This is a genomic window from Taklimakanibacter albus (assembly GCF_016595235.1).
Classification (GTDB): Bacteria; Pseudomonadota; Alphaproteobacteria; order Rhizobiales; family Aestuariivirgaceae; genus Taklimakanibacter; species Taklimakanibacter albus.
Map to the genome: position 1 here is coordinate 1953746 of NZ_JAENHL010000008.1, position 21599 is coordinate 1975344.

At 63.3% G+C, this 21599-nt stretch carries 25 protein-coding genes, 1 tRNA gene and 1 pseudogene; 14 read left to right on the top strand and 13 right to left on the bottom strand.

The window, feature by feature from the left end:
- Positions 1-20 precede the first annotated feature (20 nt).
- Positions 21-1016: a BMP family lipoprotein gene (locus tag JHL16_RS32250; protein ID WP_200188941.1), complete on the bottom strand. Its 996-nt coding sequence runs from the start codon at positions 1014-1016 to the stop codon at positions 21-23.
- 272 nt (positions 1017-1288) lie between these two features.
- On the opposite strand from JHL16_RS32250, the gene JHL16_RS32255 reads away from it, so the two are divergent.
- Positions 1289-1714: an Hsp20 family protein gene (locus JHL16_RS32255; protein ID WP_200188942.1), complete on the top strand. Its 426-nt coding sequence runs from the start codon at positions 1289-1291 to the stop codon at positions 1712-1714.
- 3 nt (positions 1715-1717) lie between these two features.
- The gene (locus JHL16_RS32260; protein WP_200188943.1) at positions 1718-1984 is read left to right on the top strand and encodes a DUF1150 family protein; all 267 of its coding nucleotides are present in this window, start codon (positions 1718-1720) and stop codon (positions 1982-1984) included.
- 244 nt (positions 1985-2228) lie between these two features.
- Here JHL16_RS32260 and ptsN read toward each other — a convergent pair whose 3' ends face one another.
- From ptsN to JHL16_RS32300, 8 genes and pseudogenes are all read right to left on the bottom strand, one after another.
- Positions 2229-2696, bottom strand: a complete 468-nt coding sequence (gene ptsN / locus JHL16_RS32265; protein WP_200188944.1) for a PTS IIA-like nitrogen regulatory protein PtsN — start codon at positions 2694-2696, stop codon at positions 2229-2231.
- Positions 2697-2738: 42 nt separating this feature from the next.
- On the bottom strand, positions 2739-3320 hold the full coding sequence (gene hpf, locus JHL16_RS32270; protein WP_200188945.1) for a ribosome hibernation-promoting factor, HPF/YfiA family: 582 nt from the start codon (positions 3318-3320) through the stop codon (positions 2739-2741).
- Between the two features lie 196 nt (positions 3321-3516).
- Positions 3517-5037, bottom strand: coding sequence for an RNA polymerase factor sigma-54 (rpoN, locus tag JHL16_RS32275; RefSeq protein WP_200188946.1), 1521 nt, complete (start codon positions 5035-5037; stop codon positions 3517-3519).
- A gap of 188 nt (positions 5038-5225) precedes the next feature.
- A pseudogene (gene lptB / locus JHL16_RS32280) lies at positions 5226-5942 on the bottom strand (LPS export ABC transporter ATP-binding protein); the annotation flags it as partial.
- 165 nt (positions 5943-6107) lie between these two features.
- Positions 6108-6635: an LptA/OstA family protein gene (locus JHL16_RS32285; RefSeq protein ID WP_200188948.1), complete on the bottom strand. Its 528-nt coding sequence runs from the start codon at positions 6633-6635 to the stop codon at positions 6108-6110.
- Positions 6632-7282, bottom strand: a complete 651-nt coding sequence (gene lptC / locus JHL16_RS32290) for an LPS export ABC transporter periplasmic protein LptC (protein ID WP_200188949.1) — start codon at positions 7280-7282, stop codon at positions 6632-6634. The genes JHL16_RS32285 and lptC overlap by 4 nt, the downstream gene beginning before the upstream one ends.
- Positions 7266-7877 carry a ribonuclease D gene (locus JHL16_RS32295; protein ID WP_200188950.1) on the bottom strand — a complete coding sequence of 204 codons (612 nt, stop codon included), beginning with the start codon at positions 7875-7877 and terminating at the stop codon, positions 7266-7268. The genes lptC and JHL16_RS32295 overlap by 17 nt, the downstream gene beginning before the upstream one ends.
- Before the next feature lie 103 nt (positions 7878-7980).
- Positions 7981-8065 (bottom strand) — tRNA-Leu (locus tag JHL16_RS32300).
- Positions 8066-8197: 132 nt separating this feature from the next.
- Between JHL16_RS32300 and JHL16_RS32305 the strand changes: the two genes are divergently transcribed.
- On the top strand, positions 8198-9196 hold the full coding sequence (locus JHL16_RS32305; protein WP_200188951.1) for an NAD-dependent epimerase/dehydratase family protein: 999 nt from the start codon (positions 8198-8200) through the stop codon (positions 9194-9196).
- Positions 9197-9278: 82 nt separating this feature from the next.
- Here the strand turns inward: JHL16_RS32305 and JHL16_RS32310 are convergent, their stop codons facing one another.
- Positions 9279-10103 carry an undecaprenyl-diphosphate phosphatase gene (locus JHL16_RS32310; RefSeq protein WP_200188952.1) on the bottom strand — a complete coding sequence of 275 codons (825 nt, stop codon included), beginning with the start codon at positions 10101-10103 and terminating at the stop codon, positions 9279-9281.
- 241 nt (positions 10104-10344) lie between these two features.
- Here JHL16_RS32310 and JHL16_RS32315 point away from each other — a divergent pair, with 241 nt between their 5' ends.
- The 3 genes from JHL16_RS32315 to JHL16_RS32325 are packed head-to-tail and all read left to right on the top strand — an operon-like array spanning position 10345 to position 13005.
- The gene (locus JHL16_RS32315) at positions 10345-11028 is read left to right on the top strand and encodes a glutathione S-transferase family protein (RefSeq protein WP_200188953.1); all 684 of its coding nucleotides are present in this window, start codon (positions 10345-10347) and stop codon (positions 11026-11028) included.
- A 32-nt stretch (positions 11029-11060) separates the two neighbouring features.
- Positions 11061-12173 (top strand): tRNA epoxyqueuosine(34) reductase QueG, encoded by a 1113-nt coding sequence (gene queG, locus JHL16_RS32320; RefSeq protein ID WP_200188954.1) that lies wholly within the window; start codon positions 11061-11063, stop codon positions 12171-12173.
- 1 nt (position 12174) lies between these two features.
- On the top strand, positions 12175-13005 hold the full coding sequence (locus JHL16_RS32325; protein WP_200188955.1) for an SDR family oxidoreductase: 831 nt from the start codon (positions 12175-12177) through the stop codon (positions 13003-13005).
- Here the strand turns inward: JHL16_RS32325 and JHL16_RS32330 are convergent.
- Positions 12960-13766: an alpha/beta hydrolase gene (locus JHL16_RS32330; protein WP_246771231.1), complete on the bottom strand. Its 807-nt coding sequence runs from the start codon at positions 13764-13766 to the stop codon at positions 12960-12962. The two genes, JHL16_RS32325 and JHL16_RS32330, sit on opposite strands and share 46 nt — an antisense overlap.
- 114 nt (positions 13767-13880) lie before the next feature.
- Between JHL16_RS32330 and infC the strand changes: the two genes are divergently transcribed.
- From infC to JHL16_RS32355, 5 genes are all read left to right on the top strand, one after another.
- Positions 13881-14438, top strand: coding sequence for a translation initiation factor IF-3 (infC, locus tag JHL16_RS35160; protein WP_137854793.1), 558 nt, complete (start codon positions 13881-13883; stop codon positions 14436-14438).
- Between the two features lie 79 nt (positions 14439-14517).
- Complete coding sequence (locus JHL16_RS32340) at positions 14518-15474, top strand: DMT family transporter (RefSeq protein ID WP_200188958.1); 957 nt, start codon at positions 14518-14520, stop codon at positions 15472-15474.
- A 115-nt stretch (positions 15475-15589) separates the two neighbouring features.
- Positions 15590-16216, top strand: coding sequence for a MarC family protein (locus tag JHL16_RS32345; RefSeq protein ID WP_200188959.1), 627 nt, complete (start codon positions 15590-15592; stop codon positions 16214-16216).
- 10 nt (positions 16217-16226) lie between these two features.
- The gene (locus tag JHL16_RS32350; RefSeq protein WP_200188960.1) at positions 16227-17354 is read left to right on the top strand and encodes an HlyD family secretion protein; all 1128 of its coding nucleotides are present in this window, start codon (positions 16227-16229) and stop codon (positions 17352-17354) included.
- A gap of 1 nt (position 17355) precedes the next feature.
- Positions 17356-18462 (top strand): DUF2955 domain-containing protein, encoded by a 1107-nt coding sequence (locus tag JHL16_RS32355; RefSeq protein ID WP_200188961.1) that lies wholly within the window; start codon positions 17356-17358, stop codon positions 18460-18462.
- Here the strand turns inward: JHL16_RS32355 and JHL16_RS32360 are convergent.
- Positions 18377-19012: a LysE family translocator gene (locus tag JHL16_RS32360; RefSeq protein WP_200188962.1), complete on the bottom strand. Its 636-nt coding sequence runs from the start codon at positions 19010-19012 to the stop codon at positions 18377-18379. The two genes, JHL16_RS32355 and JHL16_RS32360, sit on opposite strands and share 86 nt — an antisense overlap.
- Positions 19013-19210: 198 nt before the next feature.
- Between JHL16_RS32360 and JHL16_RS32365 the strand changes: the two genes are divergently transcribed.
- Entirely contained in the window at positions 19211-19903 is a 693-nt protein-coding gene (locus tag JHL16_RS32365) for a helix-turn-helix transcriptional regulator (protein ID WP_200188963.1), read from the top strand.
- 218 nt (positions 19904-20121) lie between these two features.
- Here the strand turns inward: JHL16_RS32365 and JHL16_RS32370 are convergent, their stop codons facing one another.
- Positions 20122-20823, bottom strand: coding sequence for an SDR family NAD(P)-dependent oxidoreductase (locus JHL16_RS32370; protein WP_200188964.1), 702 nt, complete (start codon positions 20821-20823; stop codon positions 20122-20124).
- Between the two features lie 195 nt (positions 20824-21018).
- Here JHL16_RS32370 and rpmI point away from each other — a divergent pair, with 195 nt between their 5' ends.
- On the top strand, positions 21019-21219 hold the full coding sequence (rpmI, locus tag JHL16_RS32375) for a 50S ribosomal protein L35 (RefSeq protein WP_137854679.1): 201 nt from the start codon (positions 21019-21021) through the stop codon (positions 21217-21219).
- Between the two features lie 21 nt (positions 21220-21240).
- Entirely contained in the window at positions 21241-21594 is a 354-nt protein-coding gene (gene rplT / locus JHL16_RS32380) for a 50S ribosomal protein L20 (protein ID WP_137854680.1), read from the top strand.
- Positions 21595-21599: the final 5 nt, after the last annotated feature.

Genomic DNA, 21599 nt, shown 5'->3' on the forward strand with positions numbered 1-21599 from the left:
ATGTCATGAGCGATGCCTGATCAATAGGGGCAGGCGGAGTCCGACATATAGTCGTGGACCTTGACGGTGCCGGCCTTGATGTCGGCTTCCGCCTTGTCGACGGCCGCCTTCATCTCCGGCGTGATCAACGCCTTGTTGTTGTCGTCGAGCGCCCAGCCGACGCCGCCTTCGGCGAGGCCCAGCACCGTGACGCCCGGTTTGAAGGCGCCGTCCTGGCCGGCCTTGAAGACATTGTAGGTCGCGACATCGACGCGCTTCAGCATCGAGGTCAATACCTTGCCGGGATGCAGCCCGTTCTGATTCGAATCGACACCGATGCCGAGCTTGCCGGCATCCGCCGCCGCCTGCAGCACGCCGATGCCGGTGCCGCCGGCGGCGTGATAGACGACATCGGCGCCACGATCGAACTGCGACTTGGCGAGCTCACCGCCCTTGGCGGGATCCGACCACGCTTCGCCGGTGGTGCCGGTCATGTTCTGGAAGACTTCGGCCCCGCTCTTGGTGGCCTTGACGCCGCCGACATAGCCGCAGGCGAAACGCCGGATCAGCGGAATGTCCATGCCGCCGACGAAGCCGACCTTGTCGGTCTTGGAGGCAAGTGCCGCCAGTACGCCGACGAGATAGCTGCCTTCCTGCTCCTTGAAGACGATGGAGGCGACATTGGGCGCCTCGACCACCATGTCGATGATGGCGAAATGCGTGTTGGGAAACTCGGCGGCCACTTTCTTCAGGGCCTGCTCATAGCTGTAGCCGACGGCCACGATCGGCGAGAAACCGGCTTCGGCGAATTTGCGCAAAGCCTGCTCACGCTGGCCGTCATTCTGGATCTCGAAATCCTTGAAAGCGATGCCCGTGTCGGCCTTGAATTTCTCGGCGCCCATGAAGGCGCCTTCATTGAAGGACTTGTCGTTGCGTCCGCCGAGGTCGTAAGCGACCGCCGGCTTGTCATCGGCAGCCCAGCTTGCGCCCGTCATCAATGCCGTCATGGCAACGGCCGCAAACAGCTTCCTGATCATGAAAACCTCCCTGTTGATCTTTATCGTTGCGGTAAGCCTAGCGCGGAACCGGGAAAAGCGGAACTCGTCCCGCCCGACGCCGTTTCAGACCTACGTCCCGGGTCACCCGACCCCGGAATGGCCAGTTGACGCCAGCCGCGTGTCATTTGCAAGCTGGCCTTTGTGCGGAGCCCACAGGCTTGAAACCATAGGGTTCCGGCAACATATTAGGGTCAACCATCCGGTGCCTATCGAGGGCCGGATAACTTGAGCTGCTTTCCGAAGGGCCCGTCATGACTCGCCTATCGCTGTTCTCCAGCCCCTATCTCCTTGGCTTCGACGATTTCGAACGCATCGTCGACCGGGCGGCGAAATCCGCCAATGACGGCTATCCGCCCTACAATATCGAACGCGTGGCGCGCGGCGACAACGCGCCGGAGAAATTCCGTATCACCCTGGCGGTCGCCGGATTCTCGCGCGACGAGCTTGAAATCACCGTCGAGGAAAACCAACTCATTATCAGGGGCCGTCAAATAGACGACGGTTCCAGGGCCTATCTCCACCGCGGCATTGCCGCCCGCCAGTTCCAGCGTGCTTTCGTCCTGGCGGACGGTGTCGAGGTAAAGGGGGCTCAATTGGAGAATGGCCTGCTCGCCATCGATCTCGAGCGGCCCGAGCCTCAAAAGATCGTGCGTAAGATCGACATCAAAGGAGTCTGAGCCATGACCGGACCCGAAACCGAAAAGAAACTCGAAATCGCCACGGAAGAGCTGGCGGTACTCGGCAATGGCGCGCTTGGCTATATTCGCGAAATCGAGCCTGGCCATGCCGCCAAGCTTCTGGGGCCGAAAAAGATCAACGTGCCGGGCGATATCAGGCTGTACTGCCTCTATGGCGCCGACGGCACGCCCATGTCGATCTCGGACAGCGTCGAAGCGGCCTTCGCCGCCGCGGCCGAGCATGAGCTGACGCCGGTCACCGTGCACTGACGGGTTTTACGGACTAACGTCGAAACGCCCTTTCGAGAAATCGGAAGGGCGTTTTCGTTTGTACTTCTCCCTCCGCCGCCGAAGGCGGGTAGGGTGGCGCGCAAGCCGTCAGGTCAATTGATGAGCATTTGTCGGCGGAGAGACCCCACCCGTCCGCCCTATGGGCGGACACCGTCCCCGCGCTTCGCGCGGCGGAGGGAGATGCAAAGTGTGAATCCGCCCCCTCTTCGGAGGACGACTTCGCTCAAGCCGCGTGCGGCGTGGCGGCGGGTTCGGTGAGGATGGCGTAGAGGCCTTCGGCGGTGTCGGTGCCGCGCAGTTTCGCCACGATGTCGTGATCGCGCAGAAGCCTGGAGATGCGCGCCAGCGCCTTCAGATGATCAGCGCCGGCATGCTCGGGCGCCAACAGCAGGAAAACCAGATCGACCGGCTCATTGTCGACGGCGTCGAATTCGACCGGCGCCGCGAGGCGCGCGAACAGGCCATAGACGCGGGTCAGCGTCGGGATCTTGCCATGCGGAATGGCGATGCCGTGACCCAAGCCGGTGGAGCCGAGCTTCTCGCGCTGCAACAACGTCTCGAAGATGACGCGATGATCGATGGCGGTGAGCTTGCCCGCCGCGTGCGCGACCTCCTGCAGAAGCTGCTTCTTGTTCTGCACCCTGAGACTCGGCAGGACCGAATGCGAATCGATGATCTCGGCTAAGTTCATGTCTTGGTATTCCTTGTTGCGCTCGTGGCGAGGCGACTGGCTTCAGGAAGCCGCGCCGAGATGGGGATCGATCCAACCGATATTACCGTCGGAACGACGATAGACGACGTTGAGACCGCCATCGCGCGCATTGCGGAACAACAGGAACTGGCCGGTGGAAATGTCGAGCTGCATCACCGCCTCGCCCACCGAAAGCTCCGGCACATCGGCGGAGCTTTCCGCAATGATGACAGGGTTGAGGTCTTTCGGTTCCTCGACATCGTGTTCCCCCGCGCTCGCAATGATGTAGTCCGCGGCAGCGCGCCGGCGCACCGGCTCGGCGCGGCTGTCATTGTGATCCTTGAGCCGGCGCTTGTAGCGCCTCAGCTGCTTTTCGAGATGGCCCGCCGCCTTGTCATAGGATTGCGTGGCCTCGGCGCCCTGACCGTGAGCCTGAAGCACGAGCCCCGTCGCCAGATGCAACGTGCAGTCGGCGGTGAACTGCGAGCGCTGCTTCTCGAGCGTGACATGGGCGGAGACGGTTCCATTGAAGAACTTCTCGGCGATATCGAAAATCCGATTCTCGATATGCGCCCGCAATGCTGCGCCGATGTCCAGATTTTTGCCAGTGATCTTGACCTGCATTTTACCTGACAGTGTTTATCGACTTGGCCCATCCAATGTGGGCGGTGCGGCGTCCGACGTCAACTGCCGAAAGTTCCTAATTCCGGCTTTCGGCTTCCGCTATGTCACAAGAGAGGACCAGCCCCCTCTAAAACGGCGCGGAAACTAGTCGTGGGCAGAGGTTAAGTCAACCTTAATCCGAGCCCACCTGCGGCCCTCACGAGCCGAAGGCGTTCTTCTCCCGCCGGCGTTGCACGGAAGAAGGAATTCCAAGCGATTCCCGATATTTAGCAACGGTCCGGCGGGCGATGTCGATACCGTCCGCCTTGAGCATGTCGACGAGTGTGTCGTCGGACAGGATGTTGGCTGAGGTTTCGCGCTCGATCATCTCGCGCAGGCGGTGGCGGACGGATTCGGCCGAATGCGCCTCGCCGCCCTCGGCCGAATTGATCGCCGTGGTGAAAAAGTACTTCAGCTCGAAGATGCCGCGCGGGGTGACCACATATTTGTTCGACGTCACCCGGCTCACCGTCGATTCGTGCATCTCGATCGCTTCCGCCACCGTCTTGAGATTGAGCGGACGCAGATGCTGGACGCCATAAGCGAGAAAGGCGTCCTGCTGGCGCACGATCTCGCGCGCCACCTTGAGGATGGTCTTGGCGCGCTGGTCGAGGCTCCTGACCAGCCAGGTGGCGTTGGCGTGGCACTCGGAGAGATAGGTCTTGTCCTCCGCGCGCATCGGCCCGCGCGAGACCTGAGCCATGTAGCGGTTGTTGACCAGAACGCGCGGCAGCGTATCGCTGTTGAGCTCGACCAGCCAGCTGCCGTCGGGCGCCGGCCGCACCGACACGTCCGGCACAACCGGCTGCACCGGCTCGGCGCCGAAGATATGGCCGGGCTTGGGATTGAGGCGGCGCAGCTCGGCGATCATGTCGCGGATGTCGTCGGCATCGAGCCTGCAGAGTGACTTCAGCGCGGCGAAGTCGCGCTTGGCGACGAGATCGAGATGATCGACGAGAACCATCATCGCCGGGTCGAGCCGGTCCAGCTCTTTGAGCTGCAGCTTGAGGCATTCCTTGAGATCGCGGGCGAAGACGCCGGCGGGATCGAAGCCCTGCAGCACTGCGAGCACACGCTCGACATGCGCCACATCGGTGCCGAGCATCTCGGCCACCTGGGCGGTATCGGCGGTGAGATAGCCCGCCTCGTTCACCATGCCGATGAGATTCTGGCCGATGAGCCGGTCGGCCGGACCGGCGATGGCCAGCATCAACTGCTCGGTCAGATGCTCGGCGAGCGTCGTCTCGCGCGTCAGCGTCGCGCCGAATTCGAGATCGTCCTGATCGAGCGACACGGCGCGCGACGATTTGAGCGAGGCCCAGCCCGAATCGCCTTGCGCCATCGCGCTGCGGTTCGCCGCATCGGCGCGACTTTCGCCCTGATAGACATTGTCGAGATCGGTACCGAGCGTAGCGAGTTTTTCGCTGGCGCTCGCCCCGTCCTTGAAAGCGCTCGCGACGTCGCGCTCCTCCGACGCCTCGGAAGCGGCCGGCATCTCGGCGGCTGGCGCCTCGCGCTTCTCGTCGCGCTCCAGCAACGGGTTCTTTTCGAGCTCGCTTTCGACATAGGTCTGGAGCTCAAGGTTGGACATCTGCAGAAGCTTGATCGCCTGCTGCAGCTGGGGCGTCATGACCAGGGACTGGCCCTGCCTGAGTTCCAACCGTGGAGTCAGCGCCATCCAGCGCTCCTTCCTGCCTAACCGCGATCCCGGAATACCGGAAACGCCCGCAACTAGGCCCAGCGCGTAGCACAGCCGGTTTTAAAATGCACTAAAGCCCGCGATCACGGGTTGGTGCGGCCTTTCTTTGCGCCTCGCCTTGTCCGAAAAGTCTGCAACTTTTCGGGGCGATGCGGCCAATAACGGAATTATAGACTGAAGCCTTCGCCGAGATAGAAGCGCCGCACGTCAGGATTGTGGACGATCTCCTGCGGGGTTCCCTCGGTCAGGACCTCGCCCTCATGGATGATGAGCGCGCGGTCGATGAGCTCGAGGGTTTCACGGACGTTGTGATCCGTAATAAGCACCCCGATTCCCCGAGCGGTAAGCTGTCGCACCAGCTGGCGTATATCACCGATCGCAATCGGATCAATTCCGGCGAAGGGCTCGTCGAGGAGCATGAATTGCGGGTGCGTGGCGAGGGCGCGGGCGATTTCCACCCGGCGACGCTCGCCGCCAGATAGCGCCACAGCTGGCGAATGTCGTAAATGGGAGACGGAAAACTCATCGAGCAACTCACGCAACTCACTTTCGCGCCGCTGACGGTCGGGCTCTGCGAGCTCCAGCACGGCACGAATGTTGTCCTCAACCGTGAGACCGCGAAAGATCGAGCTTTCCTGGGGCAGATATCCGATACCGAGCCTGGCCCGCTGATACATGGGCAAAGTGGTGATATCCGTCCCGTCGAGGCTGATCGTACCCTGGTCCGACGCGATGAGACCGGTGATCATGTAGAACACCGTCGTCTTGCCGGCGCCATTGGGTCCAAGCAGCCCCACGGCCTCGCCACGCTTCACGGAGAGGTTGACCCCTCTGACCACCGGCCGCTGTCCGAAGCTCTTGCGGAGCCCCACGGCGACCAGACCGTCGTCGGTGTGCGAATCATCGGCACGGGGCCTTGGCGCCCGTTCCGCTGTCCGCTGGCCTGGCCCCATCACCTTCTCCGGCTTGCGGGGCCGTGCGGCCGTCATTGCCTCACCCTTCTGCGTCACCTGATTACCGCCCATTTAGATTAATATTGGGTGAAATTGTCACTGGCCCGGAACGAAGCTGCCTTTAACGCGCCCGCCGGTCATCTCGCTCTTGTTGGTCTTGAGATCGACGAACAGCTGCTCGCCATTCATCACCGTCTTGCCCTGCACCACCTTGGCGCCGCCCTTCACCCAAAGCTTGTTGGCCTTCACGTCCATATGGGCGGTCTTGCCGGTGACCGTCTGCTTCGCGGTGACGATCACCACGCTGCCCTCGGCATCGAGAAGCGTGACCTCGGTCTTCTTCTCGTCCTTGTTCTTGGGGTCAGGCTGCTCCTCATAGGTCACGGTCAAAAGCTCGGCATTGAGGGTGACATCGCCGCGCTTGGCTTTCACGTTGCCCTTGAAGATCGCCTTCTTCTGCTCGTCGAGGATCTCCATCGTATCGGCTTCGATATCGACATTGCGCGGCGTCTTCGATTCCGTGGCCGCGGTGGAGGTGTCGACGGTCTGGGCCGACGCCGGGAGTCCGCCCAAAGCGAGCCCGGCAAGCACGGCAATGGCGGCAAGGCTGGCGCGGCAGATCATGGGGTGCTGTCTCCTTGAGATTTCGAGCTTCCGAAATGGGCCTTCACCCCATTCAAGAACAGAATATTGTTGCCGTCATTGGTTATTTGCACGCCATTGGCGTTGATCGTGCCATTCGACAGCTGGACCTGTACCGGCACGTCGCTGGTCAGGCGCTTCTCGCCCACCACCACATGGGCCTTGTCCATCCGGGCCGTGAAACGGTCCTTGGACTGAATGACCACCTCGGTGTCGAGATCGAGCGTCTTGACGTCCGAATTATAGAGGCCCTTCTGGGACTGGAAGGTGATGGCCTCGCCGTTCTTGCGGTTGGTGGCGCCCGAGACGTCGTTGAGCTTGATGAACTTCGGCTCGTCCTTGTCCTGGATGGCGGTCTTGGCCGAGATCGAATAAGGCCGCTGCTGGCTGTCTAGGCCGGTGATGGTCGAGGTCGAAACGGTCACATGGTCGGCCGGCACGACCGCTTCCTCGACGGGCTTTGGCTTGGTCGTGAAGGCGCCGGTCTGATAGAGAAACGCGAGCAGGACTCCGACCGCGATGAGACCGAAGGCGCCCGAGACATAGGGCGCCAGCCGCGCGCGGCGGGCGGCGCGCAGCGGGCGGCGACGGCGCGATCCTTGCGGAATGGCGTCAATGCGCGAAGACATCGTCTTCGGTCCAGCCGAGAAGATCGAGGTCGGCCCTCACCGGCACGAAATCGAAGCAGGCGCGCGCCAGGCCCTTGCGGCCCTCGCGCTCCAGCATCTGGTCGAGCCTGGATTTCAGCTCATGCAGATAGAGCACGTCCTGGGCGGCATATTGCTTCTGCGAATCGCTCAGCACATGGGCGCCCCAGTCGGAGCTCTGCTGCTGCTTGTTGAGCTCGATGCCGAGCAGCTCCTTGACGAGGTCCTTGAGACCGTGGCGGTCGGTATAGGTGCGCGACAGCTTGGAGGCGATCTTGGTGCAGTAGACGGGTCCGGTGACCACGCCCAGATGATGTTTGAGTGTCGCGACATCGAAACGCGCGAAGTGGAAGATCTTCAGCACGGAACGGTTATCGAGCAGCGCCTTGAGGCGGGGCGCGTCATAGGTCGTGCGGTCGAGCTGGACGAGATGGGCATTGCCGTCGCCCGAAGACAACTGCACGACGCACAGCTTGTCGCGCAGCGGGTTGAGGCCCAGCGTCTCGGTGTCGATCGCGACTTCCGAGCCGAGATCGAGCCCCGCCGGTAAATCGCCCTTGTAGATTTTTGTCGCCATCCGTCAATCGATCGCGGCACCCGCTAGAGGGGTGCAGCTGCCCTGTTCCATATGCTTCGGTCAGATCGAGGGCTCGCCGGGCCGAAGCTCGGGGAGTGAAAATTGGTGCCCAGAAGAGGACTCGAACCTCCACGCCTCTCAGCGCTAGTACCTGAAACTAGTGCGTCTACCAATTCCGCCATCTGGGCATTGCGGCGCTTCATAAATACCGATTGCATCAGTGTCAACTGACTGCCTTGTGCCGGGCGATTTGGGCTTTGCAAAGGCGGCGTCCGGCCGGTAAAAGGCCCAAATCCTGTCAACATGATGGATTTGACGGCGTGACGCTTGCTCCTTCCGAAACACTGATCACCCTTATCGGCGGCTCCGGCTTCCTCGGCCGGCATGTCGTCCGGGCCCTTGCCAAACGGGGTTATCGCATCCGGGTCGCCTGCCGCAGACCCGATCTCGCCGGCCATGTCCAGCCGCTTGGCGTGCCGGGCCAGATCATGCCGGTGCAGGCCAATGTGCGCTATCCGGACTCGCTCGCGGCGGTGTGCGAAGGCGCCCAGGCGGTCGTCAACCTGACCGGCGTGCTCTACAGCGCCGGGGCGCAAAGCTTTGATGCTATTCATGTTTTTGGCGCCGAGGCGTCCGCCAGGGCGGCCAAGGCGGCGAAGGCGAAGACCTTCATCCAGATCTCGGCGATCGGCGCCGACGCCAATTCGGCGAGCGACTACGCCAAGTCCAAGGCGGAAGGGGAAGCCCGCGCCCGCGCCAATTTCCCGGGCGCCATCGTGATCCGGCCGTCGATCGTCTTCGGCCCGGAGGACCAGTTCTTCAACCGATTCGCCGCCATGGCCCGGTTCTCGCCGGCTTTGCCGCTGATCGGCGGCGGCACCACGAAATTCCAGCCGGTCTTCGTCGGCGACATCGCCAAGGCGGTCGCCCAGCTGATCGACGCCAATATTGCTTCGGGAAAAACCTACGAATTCGGCGGTCCCGAGGTCGAAAGCTTCCGCCAGCTCCTTGACTTCACCCTCCAGACGATCGGCCGCAAGCGGCTCCTGGTGCCGGTGCCGTGGCCGGTGGCGCGTATCCAGGGCATGATCATGGGCCTCCTGCCCAAGCCACTCCTCACCAGCGACCAGGTGGAGCTGCTCAAGCACGACAATGTGGTGAGCCAAGACGCCATTCGCGACGGGCGCACCCTGCAGGGCCTCGGCATCACGCCGCGCGGCATCGAGGCCATCGTGCCGAGCTATCTCTACCGCTACCGCAAGGCGGGCGAATTCTCCGGCACCGGCGAGAAGCCGAAAGAGATCGTCGATCTGAGCTGAGAAAGCCCGCCCCTCTTCCAGAATGGAAAATGGCCGCTCTTTCGAGGCGGCCATTTTTGTTTCGGAAATTTGCCCGTTAAAGTTAATGCACCGTGCCGAAGCTGTAGCCGGAATAGACGAGCGCCAGGAGAATGACGCCGAGCGCCACGCGGTAGATGGCGAAAGGCAGGAAGCTCGTGACCTTCACCAGCTTCATCAGGATCGCGATGGTGGCGAGCGCCACGATGAAGGTGAAGAAGGCGGTGAGAAACTGATCGCCCGAGATCGCGTGGCCTTCGCTGATGGCGGTGCCGAGCTTGAGCACACCGGCGCCGGCGATCGCGGGGATGCCGAGCAGGAAGGAGAAGCGCGCCGCTTCGGGACGCTCGAAACCCAGCGCGCGGCCGGCGGTCATGGTGATGCCGGAGCGGCTGGTGCCCGGAATGATGGCGATCGCCTGAGCCGTGCCGATGATCATCGCCTGGCCGAGCGTCATGTTCTCCATGCGCTTCACCCACAGGCCGTAGCGGTCGCACAGATAGAGCAGGATGCCGAAGATGATGGCGTTCCAGGCGACGAGCTGCGGCATGCTGCGCGCCGCGTCCATGAAGCCGATCTTGTCGAGGATGGGACCTACGATCACCGCCGGGATGGTGGCGGCGATGATGAACAAAGCGAGCTTGCCCCACACCGTCATGCGGCCGCGCAGAAGATCGAAGGCGCCGCCGATGAGCTTGAGGATGTCGCGCCAGAAATAAGCGACGACCGCCAGGAACGATCCCATATGGACCATGACGTCGGTCATCAGCCCCTGGTCGGGCCAGCCGGTGATCAACGGCACGAGCAAAAGATGCCCGGACGAGGAGATCGGCAGAAACTCGGTGATGCCCTGGATCAGGGCAAGAATCAGGATTTGTTCAATGGGCATATCGAGACCAGTCCTTGGGGGAATCGCTTGCCGCCCGCCCCCCGGGGTTCTATATGCGACATGACGGCCCGGCAATGGCGGCGCGGTATTTCGCCGCTGCATGACGACGATTTAAGATGGAATTCCGCCAGGATCACAAGCTGATCTATCCCTTTGATCTGTGCATCGGATTATCCGAAAACCGCTTCGCATTTTTCGGTCCGATGCCCTGGCGCGAGTTTCGTAAGCTACAAGGACGCTGATGCCCCGTCTCTATCATTTCACGCTTGATCCCTATTCCCGCCGCATGCGGCTCGCCCTCAACGAATATGGCACTCCCGCCGAAGCGGTCGACGAGCAGCCCTGGGCGCCGTCGCAGGATCTGTCCCGGCTCAATCCGGCGGGCGCCTTGCCGGTGCTGGTGGAAGATGACGGCTCGGCGGTGAGCGGCGTCGAGGCCTTGGGCGAATATCTCGAAGAGACCCGCAATGGCGGCGCCTCGCTCATTCCCGGCAATGCCAGAGCGCGTGCCGAAGTGCGCCGCCTCACCGGCTGGTTCGACACCAAATTCTATGCCGAGGTCGCCGAGCCGGTGCTCACCGAGAAAGTGGTGCGCCGGTTCATGCAGCGCGAACAGGGCGGCGGCTCGCCCGAGATGACGCGGGTGCGCAAAGGGCTCGACCTCCTCAAGGCGCATCTCGATTATATCGGCAAGCTCGCCGACGGCCGCAACTGGCTGGCGGGCGACCATCTCTCGCTCGCCGATCTCGCCGGCGCGGCGCATCTCTCGGCGATCGACTATATCGGCGATGTTCCGTGGGCTGACTTTCCATCCGCCAAGGCGTGGTTCCAGCGCCTCAAATCGCGCCCCTCCTACCGCCCGCTGCTCACCGACAGCGTGCGCGGCATGCCGGCGTCCAAGTCCTATACGGATCTCGATTTCTGATTCTTGTCCCGAAGTGATGTAGATTGGGCGGCATGATACCGCTCGAGGACAGATTGCGCCTTAAGGCCCGCGAGGAAGGCTTCGCGGATCTGCGCATCGCCGATCCCGGCGCCGCGGCGCAGGCGGGCGGCAGGCTCCAGGAATTCCTGTCCTTCGGCCGTGAAGGCGACATGGCATGGCTCAAGGAAACGGCGGCGCGGCGCGCCGATCCCCGCGTCCTGTGGCCAGGCGCCCGTTCGGCTATCCTCCTCGCCATGAGCTATGCGCCGGAGATCGATCCGCTCGAGAGGCTCGCGCGCAAGGACACCGGCGTCATCTCGGTCTATGCGCTGGGACGCGACTATCACGACGTCATCAAGGGCAAGCTCAAGCAGCTGGCGCAATGGCTAGCGCGCGAGACGCAGGAAGAGGTGAAGGTCTTCGTCGATACGGCACCGCTCATGGAGAAGCCGCTGGCGGAAGCGGCGGGCCTCGGCTGGCAGGGCAAACACACCAATCTCGTGTCGCGCAGCCTCGGCTCGTGGTTCTTTCTCGGCGCCATCCTGAGCGCCGCCGAGCTCGCCCGCGATCCTCGCGAAAGCGACCATTGCGGCACCTGCCGCGCCTGTCTCGACATCTGCCCGACAAAGGCCTTCCCGGCGCCCTATCAGCTCGATGCGCGCCGCTGCATCTCCTATCTCACCATCGAATATAAGGGCCATATCGCGGACGAATTCCGGGAAGCGATCGGCAACCGCATCTATGGCTGCGACGACTGCCTGGCGGCCTGCCCGTGGAACAAATTCGCCGGCGCCGCCCATGAAGCGAAGCTCAAGGCGCGGGACGATCTCATTGCCCCCAAGCTCGCCGATCTCGCCCGCCTCGACGACCAGGCCTTCCGCCAGCTGTTCACCGCCTCGCCGGTCAAGCGCAGCGGCCGCGACCGCTTCATCCGCAATGTCCTGATCGCCATCGGCAATTCAGGTGACGCGGGCCTCGCGCCGGAAGCCGAAAGGCTGCTCGGCGATGAATCCGCTCTGGTGCGCGCCATGGCGGTGTGGGCTTTGTCACGACTTCTCGATGCGGAAGACTTCGCCACGTTGCGTGACAAACATGCGCAGCAGGAAACGGATGACGCGGTCGCGGCCGAATGGCAGAAGGCCTGACATGCCCCATCTCTTCTGCTTCGGTTTAGGATTCACCGGCCAGGCCCTGGCGCGCCGCCTCAGCGCGCAAGGCTGGACGGTCACCGGCACCAGCCGCGCCGGCGGCGACGGCACGCTCGCTTTCGACGGCAGCGCGCCGCTGCCCATGAGCGCGCTTGACGGCGTCACCCATCTCCTGATCTCGGTTCCGCCCGGCACCCAGGGCGATCCGGTGCTGAACCGCCATGCCGAAGATCTCCAGAAACGGGCGGCGCAGTTCCACTGGGCCGGCTATCTCTCGACCACCGGTGTCTATGGCGACCGCCATGGCGACTGGGTCGACGAGACATCGCCGCTCGAACCCTCCACCGAGCGCGGCCATCGTCGGCTCGCCGCCGAAACACACTGGCAGAGTCTCGGCATGCCGCTCCATATCTTCCGGCTCGCCGGCATCTATGGGCCGGGCCGCAACCAGCTGGTGTCGATCCTCGATGGCACCGCGAAGCGCATCGTGAAGCCGGGCCAGATCTTCAGCCGTATCCATGTCGAGGATATCGCCGGCGTGCTCTGGGCCTCGATCGCAAGGCCGCATCCTGGGCAGGCTTATAATGTCTGCGACGACGAGCCCTGTCCGCCGCAGGACGTCGTCGCCTATGCCGCGGCACTTCTGAAACGCGAAGCACCGCCCGAGATCGCCTTCGCCGATGCCGACCTGTCGCCGATGGCCAAGAGCTTCTATGCCGAATCGAAACGCGTTTCCAACCAACGCATGAAAGAGGAGCTCGGCTACAAGCTCCTTTATCCGACCTATCGCGAGGGACTGGCGGCGCTGCTTTCGACTTTGCCCTCGTGAAGAAGGGCGAGCTCCTCCGCCGCGCGGTGAATGGTGATGATGTCCTGCTCGCGCGACAGGCGATGATCGCCGTCCTTGATCAAGGTGAAATGCGCATCAGCCGCGCGGATCGCCTGAAAGGTCTTCAGGCCATGCTGCCAGGGCACATCGGGATCCTGATCGCCATGCAGGATGCGTAACGGACAGACGAGATCGAGGCCCCTCTCCAGGAGACGATGATGGCGGCCATCCTCCAGCAGCTTGGCGGTGATCGGATAGGGATCGCCATAGCGGCTGGGCCTCCGCCACACGCCGTCACGCGCCAGCGCTTCCTGCGCGTCGGGGCGTTTGGCGATCTCGGCCTCCATATTGAAGGTCATGTCGGCGGCGGGCGCCACCAGGACGAGCCCGGCGATGTTGCCTGAACCTTCGCGGGCAAGGAGCAGCGCCAGGAAGCCACCCATGCTGGAGCCGATCAGGATCATCGGCCGGCCACCCGCGAGGCGCAGGACGTGGCGGGCCTCGGCGAGCCAGAGGGACAAGGTGCCGTCCTCGAAGCGCCCTTCTGAGGCGCCATGGCCGGAATAGTCGAAACGGATGAACAGCCGGTCGTCACGCCCCGAAAGTTCCCGGAGCCGTTCGGCCTTGCTGCCTATCATGTCGGATTTGAATCCACCAAGCCACAGGAATCCCGGCCTTTTTTCGTCCCCTCGCGGCGCCTCCCGGAGGTCGAAGGCGATGCGAAGCCCCGGCCGGGCTTCCATCATTTCGAATTGCGGCATCAGCCTTCTCTCCTTGACTTGCGACCCATCTTCACGGTCTATACAGGCTTCGCAACGCGCCCCGGGGTCTTAGCCATATCCCAGCGCCATTCAGGAGACGACGACCACTTGAGCATACCACCCCGCAGGCCAGTCAACAGCCGCTCGGCGCAGCCCCAGCCGAACAAAGAAGAGGGCCACAAGATCAACAACCGTATCGATGCGCGTGAAGTCCGCCTGATCGACGCCCAGGGCGAGAATCACGGCGTCGTTCCGACCCGCCAGGCGATGATGATGGCCGAAGAGGCCGGTCTCGATCTGGTCGAGGTGTCGCCCGATGCGAAGCCGCCGGTCGCCAAGATCCTCGATTACGGCAAGTTCAAATACCAGGAACAGAAAAAGGCCAACGAGGCCCGCAAGAAGCAGAAGGTCATCGAGATCAAGGAGATCAAGATGCGCCCGATGATCGATGACCACGATTACGACGTGAAGATGAAAGCGGTGAAACGCTTCTTCGAGGAAGGCGACAAGGTCAAGGTCACGCTGCGCTTCCGCGGCCGCGAGATGGCGCATCAGGAACTCGGCCGGCAATTGCTCGACCGGGTAAAGGGCGACACCGTCGAGATCGCCAAGGTCGAATCGGAACCGCGCTTCGAAGGCCGCCAGATCGTCATGGTGCTGGCGCCCAAGTAAGGGCTCTGCTAATTAGGGATGACATGGACCGCTCCATCGTCGCGATGGGGCGGTCTTTCTTTTGGAGCGCCTTCCCCGCATGACCGACGACAAGGAAGCCCGCCGCCGCCAGCTCACGGGCGTCGCCTTCATGTGCGCCGGGGTGCTCGCCTTCACCTTCCAGGATCTCATCATCAAGGGCATATCGGGAACCTATCCCGCCCATGAGATCGTCTTCGTCCGCACCTTGCTGGCGCTGCCCATCACCCTCCTCATCGTCATGCTGGACGGCGGACCGAAACAGCTGAGGACAAACCGGCTCGGCGCCCACAGCGTGCGCGGCGTCATGCTGTTCCTCGCCTACACCACCTATTATCTGGGCATCGCGGCGCTGCCGCTCGCCATGGCGGTGGCGATCTCCTTCGCGGCCCCCCTCTTCATCACCGCCTTCGCCGGACCGCTTTTGGGCGAGAAGGTCGGCAAGATCCGCTGGCTCGCGGTGCTCCTAGGGTTTCTCGGCGTCGTCATCGTCATGAAGGACCGGCTCGGCCAGCTCGAATGGGCGGTACTGTTGCCGGTGCTCTCGGCTCTCTTCTACGCATTGGCGCAGATACATGGCCGGCATATCGGCGCCACCGAAACGGGGGCGACCATGTCCTTCTATGTGAATATCGCCTTCCTCATCCTGTCGGGCCTCGCCGGTATCGTCATCGGCAATGGCGCCTTCGCCGAATGGAGCCATCCGAGCCTCGCCTTCCTGCTGCGCGCCTGGACGTGGCCGACACCGCATGATTTCCTGCTGATGCTCGGCTGCGGCGCCGCGGCGTCGATCGGCATCTATTGCCTGGGCCAGGGCTACCGGATGGCAGAGGCCAATCTCGCCGCCATCTTCGAATATACGGCGCTGCCCTGGGCGATCCTGTGGGGCTATCTGTTCTTCGCCCAGCTGCCCGGCTATTCGACGCTGGCCGGCGTCGGCCTCGTCGTCGTTGCCGGCGTCATCATCGCCTTCCGCGAAAGGCCACGGCGTACGCCGTTGCGCGGCAACGAGACGTGACGGTCCTCGCCATCCTGGAATAAGGCACCCGGTAGCTCGCCTGTAGGGCTATGGTCCAACTATTCCGCTTTCCTTACGTCAAATACCTTGACGCGCATATAAAAGGGAGGCGGGAATGCCCTTCGGGATAGCCGACATCTTTGTCATTCTCCTGATCACCATCGGTCCGCTGAAGGCGGCCATCGTCTATGCGACGCTCACCGCCAAGGCCGACGCGGCATTCCGTCGGCATGTCGCCATCAAGACCGTCATCACGGCCACGATCGTGATCGTCCTCTTCGTTCTGGCCGGCGAGTTCATCCTGAAAGTCTTCCATATCTCGCTGCCGGCGCTCAAGATCGCCGGCGGGTTGATCCTCCTGCTCTTCGCCCTGCACATGGTCCTGGGCGAGGAGAAAAAGGGCCAGGTGGACAATGTCCCTCCCTCCGCCGATATCGCCGTTTATCCTCTCGCCATGCCGCTCATGGCGACACCGCAAGGCATCGTCGCCATCGTGACGGTCGCAGCGGGCGCCCAAACCATGGGCGATATCGCCATCCTGCTGGTGCTGGCCCTGATCGTCCTGGCGATCAACCTCATCGTCCTGCTGCTCGCCGACAAGATCATCAAATTCGTCGGTCCGGGAGCCCTCATGATCGTCGGCAAGGTCGTCGGGATCCTGCTCGCGGGCCTCGCGGTTCAGCTGATGATATCGGCCGGCACCGATCTCGGACTGATCGCCAAGCCGTTGCCGCACAGCTAGAGGCGCCGCGATGGCCCGCAAGCCCAGGCTCGAAAGCACGGACAACGAGGAGTCCACCGCCGCCAGCCCACCGGCGCCCAAGAACCCGATCCGGCGCCTGACCGGCATCGTGTTGCTTCTCTGCGCCGTTTTTTTCACCTACAGCCTCTTCGCCGACCGTCTCACGCCCTATACGGCGCAGGCGACCGTCCAGGCCTATGTCGTGCGTCTCGCCGCCGACGTGTCGGGCCGCATCAGCGCCGTCAATGTCATCGACAACCAGATCGCCAAGACCGGCGAGATCCTCTTCGAGATCGACCGCGAGCGCTACGAGATCGCCGTGGAGACGGCGGAAGCGCAATTGGCCGCCGCCGGCCAATCGGTGGGAGCCTCGACGGCGGCACTCGCTTCCGCCGAAGCCCGCCTTGCCGAGGCCGAGGCAAAGCTGATCAATATCCGCGAGCAGACGGCGCGTATCTTCGAACTGGTCAAGAAGGGCATTTACGCCAAAGCGAAAAGCGACCAGGCCACCGCTACCCTCGACGCGGCAATCGCCGATGCCGATCGCGCCAAGGCCGATGTGGAGCAGGCCCGGCAGAATCTGGGTCCGCAGGGCGCCGACAATCCGCAGATTCGCCAGGCACAGGCCAGCCTGCGCAAGGCCAGACGCGATCTCACCGACACGATCGTGCGGGCGCCATCGGATGGCGTCGTCACCAATCTGCAGCTCGCGACCGGTCAATATGTCTCGACCGGCCAGGCGGTCCTCACCTTCATCGATGCCGAGGTGATCTGGATCGATGCGCAGTTCCGCGAGAACAGCATCGAGAATATCGCGACCGGCGATAGCGCCGACATCGTCCTCGATATACGCCCGGGACGCGTCTATGCCGGCAAGATCGAGAGCATCGGCTGGGGCGTCGACAGCCGCGACATCGACCCCGCCACCGGCCTACCCGTGGTCAGGAACTCCACCGGATGGATACGTGACGCCCAACGTTTCCCGGTGCGCGTGCAGTTCGAGCCGGACGGCCAGCCCAAGGGAATCCGGCTCGGCTCGCAGGCCAATATCGTCGTCTATACCGGCGGATCAGCGCTGACCGACGCCATCGGAAGACTGTGGATCACGCTGGTGTCCTACTTCAGCTATCTCGGCTGACATGGACGCGTCGCAGCCACGCGGGATCGAGATCGCCGCCCGGCGGCACGCACTCAGGATCGCACTTGCCGCGACGCTCGCCTTCACCATCGCCGAACTGGCCGATTGGGAATTCAGCTTCCTCGCCCCGATGCTCGCCGTTCAGTTTCTGGCGGCCTCTCGAAAAGCACCCGGATTCCTGCAAGGCGCCGCCGTCCCCCTCGTCATCCTGATCGCGACGTCGGTGGCGCTCGGCATCTCGACACTCACCTCGCTCACGCCGGTGGTTCTTCTGCTTCTGATCAGCCTGGTGATCTGCCTGAGCTTCTACGGCCAGCGGCGCGGCGCGCCCAGCGCCCTCATGCTGCTGATCCAGATCGCCTTCTGCTGCATTCCGGTGATCCATACGATCTCGTTCGATCTCGCCTGGCTGTTCATGACGGCGCTCATCCAAGGCAGCATCGCCGCGATCGTCACCGTCTGGATCATCTACTGGCTCATCCCGGCGCCCGCCATCGGTGACGCGAGCGCCACGCCGCCGCCCGCTCAGCCGGCTCACGAGCCGGTGCTGGCAGCACGCATCGCCTTGTCCGACACGCTTATCCTGCTTCCCGTCCTCGTCGCCTTCATCATGCGCGGCGACATCGACAACATCATCGTCCTGATGATCGCGCTCAACCTGCTGCGCGCGGTGGAGCCGGAGCAGAGCGGCCGCATCGCGGCGGCGATCATCCTCGGCAATGTCGTCGGCGGCGCCGTGGGCGTACTCGCCTATCAATTCGTCGTCCTGGGCGGCAGCCTCGTCTTCTTCGTCCTCATCGTCCTGGCGCTGGGCCTGTGGTTCGGCGAGCGGATCGCGATCGGCGGACCGAAGGCGCCCGTCTATGCCATCGCCTTTGCGACCTTCCTGCTGATCCTCGGCCTCGGCGTCGCACCGCTCCCCGGCGGCTCGGAAGAGCTGTTCGCGACCCGCATCATCAAAATTCTCCTGGCGAGCGCCTATACGATCGGCGCCTTGAGCCTCGTCGCGCATCTGCGCCGGCTCAAAGGCCCTGCCAGCCCCGCCATAAAGTTAAGAGCGCCGCCGCGATCAGAAGCAGCCCGGCAACGCGGCCCGACCAGATGGTGAAGGCCGGGCTGCCGGCCATCGCATTGCGCCCGGCGGCCGCCATGAGGCCCAGACCGCCATAAACGGCGAACTGCACCGCCGCCACCATGATGCCGATCACCAGCGCCTGCGACCACAAGGGGCCGAAAGCCGGCCTGATGAATTGCGGATAGACGGCAAGCACGAACAGCCAGGCCTTGGGATTGAGGATGCAGGTGACGACGGCCTGGGCGAAAATTGTCAGGAGCGAGCGCGCGCTGCTCCCGTCGACCTTCCCCATCACGATGCTGCTGCGGGCCAGCGTCACACCGATCCAGATCATATAAAGCGCGCCGGCGATCAGCATCGGGGCATAGATCTGCGGCACCAGCTGGCTCATGCCGACGACCGCGAAAACCCCGAAAGCAGTGTGGAAGGCGCCGCCGGCCATGATGCCGAAAGTGGCGGTGAGACCGGCCTTGCGGCCGCCGGTCAATGCATTGGCCATCACATAGATCATGTCCATGCCCGGCACGATGATGATGCCGGCGAGCAGGATGAAGAAGATCCACAAAGCTTCGGGATAGGTCATATAGAGTCCACCGTTTCTCAATCAGTCTCGGCGGGCTATAAGACCGGCCAATGGCCAGGGCAGTGTCAGTTGCGGCAGCGCGGGATGCGAAAAAGTGGACACCGGTTTTTCGCAGGAATCCCGCGCTAACAGATAAGGATCGATCGCGTTCATGAGTTTGGGTTGAATCAACCCAAACTCATCGCGATCTTGTGGACCATGCGGAAAGCATCGAGGCTCTTTGAGATCATCCAGATCCTCCGGGTGGCGAAACGGCCGGTGACGGCGGCGGTCATCGCCGAACGGCTCGAGGTCACGGTGCGCTCGATCTATCGCGATATCGGCGCCCTCCAGGCGATGCGGGTGCCGATCGATGGCGAGCGCGGCATCGGCTACATCATCCGCCCGGGCTTCGACCTGCCGCCCTTGATGTTCACCATCGAGGAGACCGAGGCGGTCGTGCTGGGACTGGCCTTGATCGAGCGCACCGGCGACAAGGAGCTCACGGCGGCGGCGAAGAAAGTGAAGCAGAAGATCGCCGCGGCGGTGCCCGCCCCCTTGCGCCAGCTGGTGTCGGCGGGCGCGCTGCATGCCTGGGGACCGATCGCGCCCCAGCCCGCCAATGTCGATTTCACACTGCTGCGGCGGGCGATCCGCGAGGAGGAGAAGCTCGAGCTCGCTTATCGCGACGAGCAGGGCAAGCTCACGACGCGCGTCATCCGGCCCTTGGCGCTCATCTATTATCTCGATGCCGCGATGATCGTCGCCTGGTGTGAATTGCGCAAGGCGATCCGCAATTTCCGCCTCGACCGTACGCAGGACTGCAAGGCGACGGGGGCGTATTTCCGCAATGAGGGCGACAAGCTCAGGGATCTGTGGATGGCCGGCTGGAAGACGAAGCCGGCGGAGTGATGCAGCTACACCTCGCCCCTCGAAGAGGGGTTAGGAGGGTGAGGGGCATCCCTGTTACCCATTTCTGACTAATGCAACTTTTGCGGTAGACCCGCTTTTCGTTGCACCAAGGGACCGGGTGCCCCTCACCTTCCCATTGCTGCGCAATGGGCCCCTCCCTCTCCCCGCTCTCGCGGGGCGAGGGGAAGAGCCGCCTCACTTCTCAGAGGTGTGATCTTTTAGAACTTCTCCACCCAGGGGCGGACCTCGAGCTCCCAGCTCCAGGCGCTGCGGGGCTGCATCAGGATGTCGAGATAGGAGCGCGCGATGGCGTCGGGATCGAGCATGCTGTCGGGCTTGTCGGCGGGCTCGCTGCGGCCGGGATTGCGGATGGCGCCGTCGATGACGAAATGGGCGACATGGATGCCCTGCGGTCCCAGTTCCCGCGCCATGCTTTGGGCGAGGCCGCGAAGGGCGAATTTACCCATCGCGAAGGGGGCGGAGAGCGGATAGCCCTTGATGCTGGCGGTGGCGCCGGTGAACAGGATGGCGCCGGAGCCCTGCTTCACCATGCGCCGGGCCGCCTGCTGGCCGACCAGGAAACCACCATAGGCGGTGACGGCGATGGCCTCGGCCACGTCCTCCGGGTCGAGGTCGACCAGGGGGCCGCGCAGCCGGCCGGAAGCGTTGTAGATGACCACATCCGGGGGGCCCAAGGCCTTGTCGACCTCGGCGAACAGGGCTTCGACCTGGGCCGGATCGGCGGCGTCGCAGGCGAAGGTTTTCGCCCGGGTCTGGGCGGCAAGGCTGGCCAGCTTCTGGGGATTGCGGGCGGCGAGCCCCACTTTCAGCCCCTGCTCGGCCAGGAGCCGGGCCAGGGAAGCGCTCAGACCCGCGCCTGAGCCGATGATGAGGGCGGTGGTGAAGCGGAGCTTGGACATGGGGCCTCCCTTGCCTATGGTGGTTCCCGAATGTGGGGCCGGCGGGCTCCCTCCGGCAAGTCATGCCGTTAGGTCATATCAGCAGCCCGCTTGCATTTTCCTTGGGCTTCCGTCATAACCCGGCCCGTTCAAACCGCCTGGCCTGTAAAGGGCATGCCAGGGCGGTCTTTTATTGTGCACCGAAAGGATAGCGAAATGCCCAAAATGAAGACGAAGTCGTCGGCCAAGAAGCGATTCAAGGTCACGGCGAACGGCCGCATCAAGGCCGGCCAGGCCGGCAAGCGCCACGGCATGATCAAGCGCAGCAACAAGCAGATCCGTAACCAGCGGGGCTCCATGATTCTGGCCGAGGGCGATGAGCGCTTGGTCAAGATTCATATGCCTTATGCCCGCTAAGCTGCTGCAAGGAGTTAAGACATGTCCCGCGTCAAGCGTGGTGTAACGGCCAGAGCCGCCCACAAGAAAGTCATCAAGAGCGCCGCCGGCTATTTCAGCCGCCGCAAGAACATCTTCCGCGTCGCCGTGCAGGCGGTGGAGAAGGCGCAACAGTATCAATATCGCGACCGGCGCACCAAGAAGCGCAATTTCCGCGCTCTGTGGATCCAGCGCATCAATGCGGCGAGCCGCGAACTCGGCCTCACCTACGGCCGATTTATCAACGGGCTCGGCAAGGCCGGTATCGAGATCGACCGCAAGGTTCTGGCTGATCTCGCCGTGCACGAGCCTCAGGCTTTCGCTGCTCTCGTCGACAAGGCGAAAGCGGCTCTCTGAGCCTC

What these genes read in the sequence shown, in the direction of transcription:
- JHL16_RS32345 (WP_200188959.1), top strand. Translation starts at nt 15,590, where the DNA reads ATGCCCTTCGGGATAGCCGACATCTTTGTCATTCTCCTGATCACCATC.
- JHL16_RS32285 (WP_200188948.1), bottom strand. Translation starts at nt 6,635, where the DNA reads ATGATCTGCCGCGCCAGCCTTGCCGCCATTGCCGTGCTTGCCGGGCTC.
- JHL16_RS32365 (WP_200188963.1), top strand. Translation starts at nt 19,211, where the DNA reads ATGCGGAAAGCATCGAGGCTCTTTGAGATCATCCAGATCCTCCGGGTG.
- JHL16_RS32255 (WP_200188942.1), top strand. Translation starts at nt 1,289, where the DNA reads ATGACTCGCCTATCGCTGTTCTCCAGCCCCTATCTCCTTGGCTTCGAC.
- rpoN (WP_200188946.1), bottom strand. Translation starts at nt 5,037, where the DNA reads ATGGCGCTGACTCCACGGTTGGAACTCAGGCAGGGCCAGTCCCTGGTC.
- JHL16_RS32260 (WP_200188943.1), top strand. Translation starts at nt 1,718, where the DNA reads ATGACCGGACCCGAAACCGAAAAGAAACTCGAAATCGCCACGGAAGAG.
- JHL16_RS32330 (WP_246771231.1), bottom strand. Translation starts at nt 13,766, where the DNA reads ATGCCGCAATTCGAAATGATGGAAGCCCGGCCGGGGCTTCGCATCGCC.
- lptC (WP_200188949.1), bottom strand. Translation starts at nt 7,282, where the DNA reads ATGTCTTCGCGCATTGACGCCATTCCGCAAGGATCGCGCCGTCGCCGC.
- hpf (WP_200188945.1), bottom strand. Translation starts at nt 3,320, where the DNA reads ATGCAGGTCAAGATCACTGGCAAAAATCTGGACATCGGCGCAGCATTG.
- JHL16_RS32350 (WP_200188960.1), top strand. Translation starts at nt 16,227, where the DNA reads ATGGCCCGCAAGCCCAGGCTCGAAAGCACGGACAACGAGGAGTCCACC.
- JHL16_RS32340 (WP_200188958.1), top strand. Translation starts at nt 14,518, where the DNA reads ATGACCGACGACAAGGAAGCCCGCCGCCGCCAGCTCACGGGCGTCGCC.
- queG (WP_200188954.1), top strand. Translation starts at nt 11,061, where the DNA reads ATGATACCGCTCGAGGACAGATTGCGCCTTAAGGCCCGCGAGGAAGGC.
- rplT (WP_137854680.1), top strand. Translation starts at nt 21,241, where the DNA reads ATGTCCCGCGTCAAGCGTGGTGTAACGGCCAGAGCCGCCCACAAGAAA.
- JHL16_RS32360 (WP_200188962.1), bottom strand. Translation starts at nt 19,012, where the DNA reads ATGACCTATCCCGAAGCTTTGTGGATCTTCTTCATCCTGCTCGCCGGC.
- JHL16_RS32250 (WP_200188941.1), bottom strand. Translation starts at nt 1,016, where the DNA reads ATGATCAGGAAGCTGTTTGCGGCCGTTGCCATGACGGCATTGATGACG.
- JHL16_RS32325 (WP_200188955.1), top strand. Translation starts at nt 12,175, where the DNA reads ATGCCCCATCTCTTCTGCTTCGGTTTAGGATTCACCGGCCAGGCCCTG.
- JHL16_RS32310 (WP_200188952.1), bottom strand. Translation starts at nt 10,103, where the DNA reads ATGCCCATTGAACAAATCCTGATTCTTGCCCTGATCCAGGGCATCACC.
- rpmI (WP_137854679.1), top strand. Translation starts at nt 21,019, where the DNA reads ATGCCCAAAATGAAGACGAAGTCGTCGGCCAAGAAGCGATTCAAGGTC.
- JHL16_RS32315 (WP_200188953.1), top strand. Translation starts at nt 10,345, where the DNA reads ATGCCCCGTCTCTATCATTTCACGCTTGATCCCTATTCCCGCCGCATG.
- JHL16_RS32370 (WP_200188964.1), bottom strand. Translation starts at nt 20,823, where the DNA reads ATGTCCAAGCTCCGCTTCACCACCGCCCTCATCATCGGCTCAGGCGCG.
- JHL16_RS32295 (WP_200188950.1), bottom strand. Translation starts at nt 7,877, where the DNA reads ATGGCGACAAAAATCTACAAGGGCGATTTACCGGCGGGGCTCGATCTC.
- ptsN (WP_200188944.1), bottom strand. Translation starts at nt 2,696, where the DNA reads ATGAACTTAGCCGAGATCATCGATTCGCATTCGGTCCTGCCGAGTCTC.
- JHL16_RS32355 (WP_200188961.1), top strand. Translation starts at nt 17,356, where the DNA reads ATGGACGCGTCGCAGCCACGCGGGATCGAGATCGCCGCCCGGCGGCAC.